This window comes from Paenibacillus violae, from assembly GCF_032461945.1.
Lineage (GTDB): Bacteria > Bacillota > Bacilli > Paenibacillales > NBRC-103111 > Paenibacillus_E > Paenibacillus_E violae.
This window is the reverse complement of record NZ_JAWCUD010000017.1, coordinates 34,469-46,080: the sequence shown is the minus strand read 5'-3', so window position 1 is coordinate 46,080 and position 11,612 is coordinate 34,469. Positions and strand designations below refer to the sequence as shown.

Here is an 11,612-nt window from a genome sequence, read left to right as displayed (position 1 = left end):
ACATAACTGGAGAACCTCCATCTAACTCGCCGGTTGTTGTGCGAAATTGGGCAGTTTTTCTGATATTAGAGGTAGAAAATGCAGATAATCGGGTAAAAGTGGTTCAATTTCTATAATTAGCGAGCGTAATCGGCGTTACTTACATGCAAGTCTCTCTTTCAGTTCTCCAGCTAGTTCCTTAGAGACAAACCGCTTAGTTGCTTCATTTGAGAGAACTACAGGGCCTTATTTCACCCGAATTGCCCTGATTTGCGGTCATCGCGACGAAATAACGGACCACAGTTCCCTTCCTCAACTAAATTGGCTGTTTCAGGTCCAATAGCGCCCTGTAGTTCCCCTCCCCCCAAAACAAAAAAAAGCCAGATCCATGATTTCTCATCGATCTAGCTCCACCCGGTTTCGTCCCGCCGATTTTGCGCGATATAGCGCATGATCTGCTCTAGAGATCATATCTTCAAGCACCATCGTGCCAAACTCCAGCTTGGGCGAAAATTCAGCTACGCCGATACTCGCCGTTAACTGTACCGTTACCTGCTCATCAGAATACGGCTTCGCTGCAATGCATTGCCGAATGCGCTCGGCTAATAATTCACTGTCCTGCGCATTTTGGCGGAGGCACACTAAAATAAATTCCTCACCGCCATAACGGGCCACGATGATCTGGCTGCTTGCCAGCTGTTTCAACAAAGAAGCTACCTGTTGAAGAACGCGGTCGCCTACCAAATGCCCGTAGGTATCGTTCACTTTTTTGAAATGATCGATATCCATCATCATCACCGAGCACGTATAGCCCGCTGCGATACATGCCTTCAATTCTTCATTCCCTTCGGACATGACATATCGGCGATTAGGAATATCGGTCAATTGATCGACCAGCGCGGATTTCTCAAGCAGCGTAATAGTCGTATTCAACTTGTCCGACATCAGATTAAACGTGTTAACCAGCGTTTTGAGCTCAATCGGAGCGTTTCTGATTTCGTCTGCGTCAATCTGATAATGGTAAGTTCCATTACGAATGTGTTGGGTGGCTCGGAGCAAATAGCGAATAGGTCGCTCGATGCGGGACGCTATCGTGATAGCTGCAAGGACGCTAAGAATGAAAGCAATGAGGGAAATAATAATAATCGTCAAACTCAGCTGATTTAATTTCTGAAAAACCTCTTTTTGCGTGATTTCACCTACGACAATCCAATTTTTCCCCGTGGACCACTGGTATTGACCGAAGACCTTTTCACCATGAAAGCCGGTATAGATCTTGCTTGACGTAGTGCCGCTTTTCGCTCTTTCAATGATTTCGGATGACATGAAGACATTGTTGTTCGCCTCGCTCATGCTTGAATGGCCTGACGCCGTCACAACTTGGCCTTTGGCATCTAAGACATAGACCTCACCTGTTTCGCCAAAACGCAGCTGTTTCATTAGCTTATTCAGCATATCCAGGGTCACAACCCCCATCACAACACCTTTAAATTCATTCAGATTGCCAAGCACCGGGGCTGAAAAGGTAATGATCGGTTTGCCGGTCTCTCGCGAAATGTCGACCCCCGATATGAAACTCCTATTCTCAAGCGCATTCTTAAAAAACGGCCGGTCCCCTACATAAATAGCTGTGTCGCTGCTCGTGTAGATAATCCCATTCGGCTCTACGAAATTCAGAGTATCAAATTCCGAATTAAGGCGTGTATAGTTATGAAATTCCCCTTTTAATTGTTCCAACTGATGAAATTTGGCATAATCCGAAAGCGCAAACCGCTCGACGGCATCCAGTTTTTCCTGATTCCATTTCTCAATATACAAGCTTTGCAGGGTAATCATCTGTTTGAGCTGATTTTCCGCTTCCCCGATTCGGTTCTTCTTTTCTATCCAATAAAATGGCACAATAATGGAAAATGCTAAAGCCAGAATAGCGACGCCAATCCACATTTGAAACCTCATTTTCAAGGATTGACTGGAGAAATAAGCAAATTTGCGTCCCATTCTGGTCTCAGCCCCTTTCTTTCTCATACGTTTATTATACCTTGAAATCAAGACAAAAACAGGCAGAATATATGCTTATTCGACAATTTTCACCAAGGACTTTTCTCCATATCCGCTCATGTTTGAAAAGAAAACTTCAATCGCTTATGCTAATTTGTAATACGAAATGAGGTTATTATTCTATGAAAATTCTTGTGCTCACAGAAAAACCGAGCGTCGCCAAAGAAATTGCCCGCGTTCTCGGCTGCAATCAGAAGCAAAAACATCATTATGAAGGCCCCAAATACGTTGTCACCTGGGCCTTAGGCCACTTGGTTACTCTCGCTGAGCCTGATGACTACGATCCCAAGTACAAAACCTGGAACCTGGAAGATCTGCCTATCCTCCCCGAGCGTATGAAGCTCAAGGTCATGAAAGAAACGTCGCATCAATTTCGCGGCATCGAGCAGCTGAGCCGGCGCGGGGATCTCGCCGAGCTGGTGATCGCAACAGACGCCGGGCGCGAAGGGGAACTCGTCGCCCGTTGGATTATGGAGCTGATCCGCTGGAAGAAGCCGTTCAAACGGCTTTGGATCTCGTCGCAGACGGATCAGGCAATTCGCGAAGGCTTCGCGCAGCTGAAGCCTGGCACGGACTACAACCGGCTGTATCAAGCAGCCGTCTGCCGTTCCGAGGCCGATTGGCTGATCGGCCTGAATGTGACGCGCGCGCTGACCAGCAAGTTCGGCGCGTCCTTGTCCGCTGGGCGTGTGCAGACGCCCACACTGGCCATGATGATCAACCGCGAGACGGAAATCCGGGATTTCCGGTCTGTCGACTATTGGTTGATCGAAGCCGATTTGGGCTCTTTCCGCGCGGCGTGGCGGGACCCCAAAACAGGCGACTCGCGTATTTTCGACCGAGAGCGCGCGGACGCGTTGAAAGCGAAGCTGCAAGGCCAAAATGGCCGCATCGCTCAGATTCAACAAACCGAAAAGCAAATTCCTCATCCGCTTGCTTACGATTTGACGGAGCTTCAGCGCGACGCCAACCGCAAGTTCGGCTTTTCGGCGAAACAGACGTCCAACGTGCTGCAACGTTTGTATGAACAATACAAAATCGTGACCTATCCTCGGACGGATTCACGATATCTGACTTCCGATATGGCTCCGACGTTGGCAGGCAGACTCAAAGGCGCAGCAATTGGTCCCTATGCGCCAATTGCCGCTCCATTATTGCGCAAGCCGCTAACCATCACAAAGCGCATCGTCGACGATAGCAAGGTATCCGATCACCATGCGATCATACCGACCGGCGAAGCCATCTCGCTCGCAACGCTAAGCGCAGATGAGCGCCGACTCTATGATCTGATCGTACGCAGATTCATAGCCTTGTTCTATGGCCCTTGCCGCTATGATGAAACGAAACTGACCGTCGAAATTGCCGGTGAGAAGCTTTATGCTTCAGGGAAAGTCGTCAAACAAGCCGGCTGGAAAGAAGTTTACGGCTCGAACGATTTCACTGATCCTGAACGGGAAGAATCAGATATGGATGACGATGCGTCTCAGCTGCTGCCGCAAGCCAAAGAGAAAGACGCCGTGACGGTCAAACAAGCTCATCAGTTGAACCGCCAGACCAAACCGCCTGGCCGATATAATGAAGCTTCTTTGCTATCGCAGATGGAGAAATGGGGGCTCGGCACGCCGGCAACTCGCGCGGATATTATAGAGAAGCTCGTATCGTCCGACACCATCGAGCGGCAAGGTTCCCAGCTCATTCCGACGGGCAAGGGCAAACAGCTCATTGAGCTCGCTTCGGAAGAGCTTCGTTCTCCTGAGCTGACGGCACGCTGGGAGCTTGAGCTCGAACGCATTGCCAAAGGCAAAGGAAGCATGGAGCAATTTCTAAGCGGCATTCGGACAAAAGCTGTGGAATTAGTTAATGAAGTTAAGAAAAGCGACGCGGCGTATAAACCGCATAACTTAACAGGCAGCAAATGTCCGGACTGCGGGGAATTCCTTCAGGAAGTTAAGGGGAAACGCGGGCGTTATCTCGTTTGCTCCAGCCGGGAATGCTCTTACAAACGGGAAGCGGACGGCCAGTTGACGAACCACCGTTGTCCGCAGTGTCATAAAAAAATGGAGATCCACACTGGGAAATCCGGGAAGTATTTCCAATGCCGCCCCTGCAATGTGGTGGAGAAGATTGATAATGAGGCTTCCGGCGGCGGCCGTCGTGCCTCTGCCAAAGCCAATCGTCAACTCATCGAGAAATATTCCGATCAAACGAGTGTCGGAAACTCGCTCGCTGACAAGCTGCTTGCCGCACTTCAGCAGAATAAGGAAGACTAACCTAGAGCAAGCATGAAAAAACCAAGCAGAGACTTTCGTCCTTGCTTGGTTTTTTTCTGTAGGCTAACTCAATATTTTTCCTTTTACCGCCAACTGCAGTTCCTCTAAGCTCGTAATGCCTAGACTAATCAGTGCCTCTCCCGCTTCCATGTGTACATTCGCTAATATATGCATACTTGTATTTGGGACAAGTGATTTGCGGAATTCATGAAATAAAACAGCATTATATGTTTTGAGCACTGTCATAAATTCAACTGTCGGAGGGATGAAGCCGCGCATTTCGGAAGATTTCCAGAAGAAATCCCTCACATGTATAATGTCAGCGCCCGTTTTGTTCAACTTACGGATCATCACAAAAAAATCATCGATCAAAGCTTGTCTCTCCAGATTCATACGACCATCTCCCAGTCTAACATCATCCACACTGTCGTAGAATAGGATACCACAAATAGTTCTTTTGATCTATATTTTATAGTATATTAGTCCCGGTCCTATGAAGCGGTTTTTTCTTTGCGAAAACCTCTTCGCCGCAGTGAGAAAAACATGTCCAACGCAAAACATACGACACCTAAATTAATGGCCAAGTCCGCCACATTCATGATACCGTTCCCCGAACGGAAGACGATGAAATCCGTCACTTTTCCGAACAGCAGTCGTTCAATCGCATTACCTATCGCTCCGCCTGCAAACAACGCTGCTCCGCATTGCAGCAGAACGCCTTGAAGACGTCCTTTCTTCCTGTAGTAGAAGATCGCTATGACAATAATGACAGCAAAAATGCCGAGGTAACGCGCCCAACCCTGCAGCGAACTGCCCGCTGCTCCCGTATTTTGATAATGCGTAAATGAAATAATGTCCTTATAGAATGGCATGGATTCTCCCACTTTCAGCATCGTACGAATCCAAACCTTTGAAATCTGATCAATAGCTGTTACGACAAAAAAGACAATATAAAATAGCATAACACTCCCCCTATTTTGAAAATACAACCTCCTCACCATTTTACATGATGAATAGCCTCTACTGCGAATCTTGCGGCCTCGGTCTCCCTTCTGTTCCATAGTCTTCCATTAGCAACGCAAATAGCCGCCTCAGTCACGCTTAGGCAGCTACACACGGAGCATTCTGCATGTAATCTTCACGCTCTCCATCATGCTAATGTCAAAAGTGTTCTCAACAGCTCCCCGGGGGTGTTTACCAAATAATCCGGTTGTCCTCGAAGCAGCAGTCGCGGGGCGTCATACCCCCATGTAACGGCGACGATCGGCACACCTAACTTTTTACAGGCCTCGATATCCCTTAATTCGTCTCCAACATAAATCATTCGCCCGGGCGTTGTGCCCCACTGCTTCATGACTTTGCGTATGGCATGGTGCTTGCCGAAAAGAAGTTTAGCCGAGATCACTTCCTTAAAGGAGCCTTCCATCTTGTTATTTTTCAGAAATGTACGAATGTTTGCCTCCGAATTGGAAGAGAGTATGGAGCTTTTCAGCCCATGGGAAGATAACCTGGCTATGATTTCCTTCATTCCCGGCACCACGTGAAGCGTGCGAATGTTTTCTTGATACATCTGTCTTCCGGCGATAATAAGCTTAGGAATCTGCAGGGCCGGCACGCCTAACCGATCAACCCGCTCCGCAATTGAAAGTGTTCGGAGAAGCGCAAGATCCTGTTCGCGAATCTTGCGAAACTGATGCTGTCCCGCTATTTCATTGTACAACTTAACAAGCAAAGCCCTGGAATCGACAAGTGTCCCATCAAAATCAAATAGGATATGTTTTACCATTCAGTTGTATATAGAAACAGGGCCGGCCCCTCAGTCGGCACTTCTTTGATTTGATTATTCGCGAACTCCTCAAGCGGATCTTTGGCGATATGCGGATTGCTGACGATGCGAAGATCTTCCCACACACAGGATACCCCACGCCCATAGTCGTCTGCATTTCCAGCAAACATTTTACATCCCTGACAGAAGTGTTTCTGTTGATTGGCATCTAGCTTAACAATTTTATTCCTTAGACAGCAGTAAATTTCATCATCTGCATTACATACATTAACGTGAGTGATTAGAGCCATATGCATGTCAACTCCTTGCGGCGCATTTTGTGTGTAATAGTAAGTTTATAGCACTACTATTAAGTGTATGACAGTTTTTTGTAAACGGAATAAGATTTCTCATGACAAGCTGCCTAAATTTGCTACAATGAGGAAATGTTACAAATCCGATTGGAGGAACACCCATGCAAGATTGGATGCATTACGCCATCCCTGCCGTTTTAATTTGTTTTTTCATCTATCGTCGAACTAAACGCACCATTGGCTTTCAAAAGCTTGCTAAGGGCCGGCTCAAATTCCGGCTCACGCTGTTCAGCATCCTGGGAATCGCCATTTTCCTGCTGGGCTTCGTTCATCCGATCCATTTCATCGGCTATTTAATCGGCCTTGCTGCCGGCGCGGGACTAGGGCTTACCGCCATTCGCCACACCCGCTTCGAGCACCGGGCCGACGGCTGCTATTACCGCACTCATCTATGGATTGAGATTGCTGTTCTCGTGCTATTTCTCAGCCGGATTATTTATCGTGTAGCTTTCATCGCGCTTTCTCCGAATGCATCCAGCATGAATCCCGCTGATCCGACACAATTTACAAAAGATCCGGTGACAGCCGGCGTATTCTTCATCATCGTCTCCTACTACATCCTGTTTTTCGGCTATCTGCTGCGTGAAGAGTCCAAACTGGATCCAGACGCAACGCTTTCAAGTACTTCTAGCAGTGAAAGCTCCCCCCAAACTGTCAAATAGTAAGACATAACAACCCTCAAGGTCTGAAATTACTCAGATCTCCTGAGGGTTGTCTTATTTTTAATGCTGCTAAACATCTATGCCGATAAATTTTGTGGTATCCTTCATAGATATACTGCTTCTTGTTGCTTAGTTGCTTAGTCGCTTCGAATTACTTTTTTATAAAGCGCTTACATAAAATAGAGGCAAAAGTCCGGCGTTCTAGGGGGAAACTATGAAACGAACTATTTTTATACGTCTTTTGCTGCATTTAACCATTGCCGTCGTGTTGATTACACTTTTGGTCGGTACACTCGTTTACCGATATACAGATTCGATGCTGCGAGAAGAAGTGCTCCTCCATAATCAGGAATTGCTCGGGCAATCGAGGAAAATGGTCGAGCAGGCACTTGGAGAAGTGAAGCAATCAGCGGCTTCGCTCGCCCTGCACTCCGATCTACAGAAAGCGGTATGGCTTTCATGGGATTTGGAGGAGGAGTACCGATTTTTGAAAAATACCGAAGATCTCATCACCGAACGGATCAATTCCTCCACGTACCTGGACTCCATCTATTTGTACAGCGCCCAAAATCAAAAGTTGATCTCCTCCTCCGGCATCACCGACTTGCAGCAGTTTTCATACAAGCAAGGGGTGCAGCAATTTATGGAAAGCAAACATATCTACGATTGGCAAGCGGTACATCTGGAAGAAGGCGATCATTCCGTCAACGTCATGACGTTCCTTTTCTCCGTTCCCATCTGGGGCATTCAGAAGCAAGGCGCGATCCTTATGAACTTGAAAGAGGATGTGCTGTACAGTGCTGTCGTCAATTCGAATAACCGCAAGCTAGGGAATATGGCTATCTTAAACCAGGAAGGCGAAGTGCTCTCGTATAAGGATAAAAGCATGCTGCTTAGCCGGTTTAATCAAGCCGACATCCAGCGGATCCAGCGCGAGAAGGAAGGCTCGTTCACGGAGAAGATCAACGGACAGGATACCCTTGTTTCCTTTCTGACCTCGGATGCCAACGGCTGGATTTATTTGACTTTGAATCCGTCAGCCGAAGTCTTTAAGAGATCTCACGAGGTCATCCGCGTGACGCTCCTGATTTCCTATATCGCTTTTTCCCTGGGAATGCTGATGATGATTATCGTATCCATCAGGTATTACAAGCCTGTAAGAAGAACGGTGCACATGATTTCAACGCTGCTGGACAAGCCATTCTCCAAAATGCACGACAGAGATGAGTTCAGCTACATCGGCGATTCGGTCAATCGGCTTTATGTCGAAAAAGAAGCATTTAAAGAAAAATTTCGCGGTCAAGAACTCGTCATTCGGGATCACGTTGTACTCAGCCTGCTGTCGGGCAAGACGAATGACAACGAGTTGATGCGCCAAATGCAGTACTATGAGCTGGATTTAGATCACACTCATTTCATTGTGCTTGTACTTCGCATTCATGTGGGTGCCGATATTCCGGCAGGGCCTGAGGAGCAGGCGCTAAACTTACTGCATTTTCAGGTACGCGCCATCTGTGAGGAGCTCATCGCAGCTTGTGGGAAAGGGCTGTACGTCAGCCAGTTCCACAGCCGTGATGTGCTTATTATGAACGCCGGTCATTGGGGAGGCCCTCAATCCGCCTACCATTATGCGAAGGAGCTGGCGATTCGGTTGCGCAACCGGGTGGCTGACGAGCTGCACGGAACGGCAGTTACAGTTGGCATCGGCGGGAAATATGAAAAGTTAAGCGAGATCTCCCTCTCGTATAACGAAGCTTTGGATGCTTTGCTGTACGAGCGCATTGCCGGCAAAGGCAGCATTCTAAGCATTTCAGACTATCAGTCCAACCATGTGGACCGAAGTCGCTTCACCGCCTGCAGGCAGCTTGTGGACAAGCTGATCCATGAACTCAAAACGTGGAACACGGATAAGGCGCTGCAGCTCAAGGACGAGCTGATCGAGCGGCTTGCGAGCGATGAGCTCGTGGGCTTTCCTTACAAGGATATTATGTTGACTCAGCTTCTTCATGCGCTCATGACCGTTCGTATCGAGCTATGCGGAGGCGAAGAAGACGGCAGTCCAGACTTGATTTTGGCATTCAGCAAAAAGAACAGCCTGGAGCAAGTGCGCGTCGACCTCGATCTCGTTATACGTGACATCGCTGAAAGGCTGGAAGGAAAGCGGGAGATCAAGCATCAAGACGTCGTCGAGAAGCTGGTCGAGTATACCAAGCGGAATTACCGTGAGCCGATCAGCTTGCAGACGCTTGCGGATATGGCCTTGATGAACAGCCAGTACGTGTCCAAATTGTTCAAAGAAGTGACCGGGAAAAATTTCCTCGACTATTTGACTGAAACACGCTACAACGAAGCTTGCCATTTGCTTGAACAAACGTATTTAACAATAAACGAAATTGCAGAAGCAACCGGATTCGGGCAGAAACAAAATTTGATACGTACATTTAAAAAATACTGCGGTTTAACGCCTTCCGAATATCGGAATCAGCGATCTGTGCAGCGCATTAAGGGGTAAAAAGCAACAATTGATACTAAAATGAAAATCTGATACCTAATCAAAATCGAAAATTGAATCCATTTAACGGTATTGATTCTTGCCCGACCTCCCCCTCCTTCTTATGATGAAAGTGCAGTCACAAATGCAGGAGAAGAGAGGGGGAAAAAAGCTATGTCAGTGCCAATGACGACAATTACACGCAAACGTCAGCTTCGTAAAACGACTTTTTGGAAACGTTTTCTGGCCAACCGTTATTTGTATGCCATGTTGTTGCCTGCGCTTGTCTATTATACGGTGTTTCATTATGTACCGATGTACGGGGCGCTTATTGCTTTCAAGCAGTTCAGCATCACCAAGGGCATTATGGGCAGCCCATGGGTCGGATTCCAGCATTTCACGTATTTATTCGAGTTGGAAAAATTTTGGCAAGTCTTTTGGAATACGATCGTAATCAGCTTGTACAGACTCATCTTTGGGTTCCCGCTGCCGCTTATCGTCGCTATTCTACTTAATGAAGCCCGTAAAATCATGTTCAAACGGACAGTTCAAACCATCATCTACTTGCCTCACTTTATTTCCTGGGTCATTATGGGCGGACTCTTGATCAGCTTGCTTTCTACAGATCAGGGCGCCGTTAACAATGCCGTCCGTTCGCTATCCGGAGAACCGATCGGATTCTTAACCGATGAGCGTATTTTTCGCAGCACGTTGGTAGGTTCGATGATCTGGAAGGAGTTCGGATGGAATACGATCATTTACATGGCCGCTCTGGCTGGACTAAATCCGCAGCTGTATGAAGCCGCCGTGATGGACGGGGCGAATCGGTGGCGGCGAATCTGGCACATTACGCTGCCTGGCATCCGCGGTACGATTATCATCTTGTTCATCCTGCGGATTGGCAGCTTAATGGAGGCAGGATTTGAGCAAATATTTGTTTTGTATCATCCTGGCGTTTATCGCGTAGCCGACATCATCGACACTTATGTTTACCGCATCGGGCTCACCGAAGGGCGCTACAGCCTGGCTGCCGCAGTCGGTCTGTTCAAATCTGCTATCAACTTCACGCTGCTTATCGTCGCCAACTGGTTGTCCAGAGCGCTCGGTGAGCAGGGTGTGTATTAGGAGGGACAGCTATGCCTAACAGCAGCTTAGGGAGCAAAATCTTCGATTCGCTCAATTACGTGATCCTTGCTCTATTAGCGTTACTAACGATATATCCGTTCTGGGATTCGCTGATTGTCTCGATTACACCGATGCAAGAGAGCGTGACTTCGAGTTTGCATCTAATTCCAAAGAGCGTGACATTCGAGGCTTATCAATACATGCTCAGTCTGGAGCAGCTATGGACATCTTACGGGATCAGTATTTTCATTACCGTCCTGGGGACAATCATCAGCATGATCGCAACGACAATGGCCGCCTATGCCCTCTCAAAAAAGCAGCTTCCCGGCGGCAGAACGGTCATGTTCTTGATCATTTTTACGATGATGTTCAGTGGTGGCATTATTCCGACTTACTTGGTTATTAAGCAGCTTGGCATGATGAACACTGTATGGGCCATGATGGTTCCAACAGCCATTACAACCTACAACCTGATCATCATGCGCAGCTTTTTCAGCTCCATACCGGAAAGCTTGGAAGAGTCCGCCAAGCTGGACGGATGTAATGATTTCGGCATTTTGCTAAGGGTGGTCATCCCCCTTTCCATGCCGGCGCTGGCGACGATCGCCCTCTTCTACTCGGTTTCCAGGTGGAACGAATTTTTCACGGCGGTCATGTACATTACAGATAAAAAGATATGGCCTCTACAGCTCTTCCTGCGCTCCATGCTGATTGATAACGAGGCCGCTTTCCAATCGGGAGGGGACAGCCCTTTCCTGCTCGGTCCATCCGTCAAAATGGCGACGATTATGATATCCGTGATTCCCGTTATTCTTATCTATCCATTCTTTCAACGTTATTTCGTACAAGGGGTTACGCTTGGAGCAGTTAAGGAGTAGCAAGAATCGT

At 47.7% G+C, this 11,612-nt stretch carries 10 protein-coding genes; 5 read left to right on the top strand and 5 right to left on the bottom strand.

Annotated features, from left to right (window positions below; translation table 11 throughout):
* Positions 1 to 375: 375 nt before the first annotated feature.
* Positions 376 to 1,977 (bottom strand): sensor domain-containing diguanylate cyclase, encoded by a 1,602-nt coding sequence (locus RQP52_RS33160; RefSeq protein ID WP_315955798.1) that lies wholly within the window; start codon positions 1,975 to 1,977, stop codon positions 376 to 378.
* A gap of 182 nt (positions 1,978 to 2,159) precedes the next feature.
* On the opposite strand from RQP52_RS33160, the gene RQP52_RS33155 reads away from it, so the two are divergent.
* Entirely contained in the window at positions 2,160 to 4,307 is a 2,148-nt protein-coding gene (locus RQP52_RS33155; protein WP_315955797.1) for a DNA topoisomerase III, read from the top strand.
* Positions 4,308 to 4,370: 63 nt separating this feature from the next.
* Here the strand turns inward: RQP52_RS33155 and RQP52_RS33150 are convergent, their stop codons facing one another.
* The 4 genes from RQP52_RS33150 to RQP52_RS33135 all read right to left on the bottom strand — a co-directional run bounded on the left by RQP52_RS33150 (position 4,371) and on the right by RQP52_RS33135 (position 6,383).
* Positions 4,371 to 4,700: a hypothetical protein gene (locus tag RQP52_RS33150; RefSeq protein ID WP_315955796.1), complete on the bottom strand. Its 330-nt coding sequence runs from the start codon at positions 4,698 to 4,700 to the stop codon at positions 4,371 to 4,373.
* A gap of 98 nt (positions 4,701 to 4,798) precedes the next feature.
* A complete protein-coding gene (gene lspA, locus RQP52_RS33145; RefSeq protein WP_315955795.1) occupies positions 4,799 to 5,269 on the bottom strand; it encodes a signal peptidase II in 471 nt (156 codons plus the stop codon).
* Between the two features lie 188 nt (positions 5,270 to 5,457).
* Positions 5,458 to 6,093, bottom strand: coding sequence for an HAD hydrolase-like protein (locus RQP52_RS33140; protein ID WP_315955794.1), 636 nt, complete (start codon positions 6,091 to 6,093; stop codon positions 5,458 to 5,460).
* Complete coding sequence (locus RQP52_RS33135; RefSeq protein ID WP_157323947.1) at positions 6,087 to 6,383, bottom strand: hypothetical protein; 297 nt, start codon at positions 6,381 to 6,383, stop codon at positions 6,087 to 6,089. The genes RQP52_RS33140 and RQP52_RS33135 overlap by 7 nt, the downstream gene beginning before the upstream one ends.
* A gap of 164 nt (positions 6,384 to 6,547) precedes the next feature.
* Between RQP52_RS33135 and RQP52_RS33130 the strand changes: the two genes are divergently transcribed.
* The 4 genes from RQP52_RS33130 to RQP52_RS33115 all read left to right on the top strand — a co-directional run bounded on the left by RQP52_RS33130 (position 6,548) and on the right by RQP52_RS33115 (position 11,602).
* A complete protein-coding gene (locus RQP52_RS33130; protein ID WP_315955793.1) occupies positions 6,548 to 7,108 on the top strand; it encodes a hypothetical protein in 561 nt (186 codons plus the stop codon).
* 214 nt (positions 7,109 to 7,322) lie between these two features.
* The gene (locus RQP52_RS33125) at positions 7,323 to 9,620 is read left to right on the top strand and encodes a helix-turn-helix domain-containing protein (protein ID WP_315955792.1); all 2,298 of its coding nucleotides are present in this window, start codon (positions 7,323 to 7,325) and stop codon (positions 9,618 to 9,620) included.
* A gap of 153 nt (positions 9,621 to 9,773) precedes the next feature.
* Positions 9,774 to 10,724: an ABC transporter permease gene (locus tag RQP52_RS33120; protein ID WP_315955791.1), complete on the top strand. Its 951-nt coding sequence runs from the start codon at positions 9,774 to 9,776 to the stop codon at positions 10,722 to 10,724.
* A gap of 11 nt (positions 10,725 to 10,735) precedes the next feature.
* Positions 10,736 to 11,602: a carbohydrate ABC transporter permease gene (locus RQP52_RS33115; RefSeq protein WP_315955790.1), complete on the top strand. Its 867-nt coding sequence runs from the start codon at positions 10,736 to 10,738 to the stop codon at positions 11,600 to 11,602.
* Positions 11,603 to 11,612: the final 10 nt, after the last annotated feature.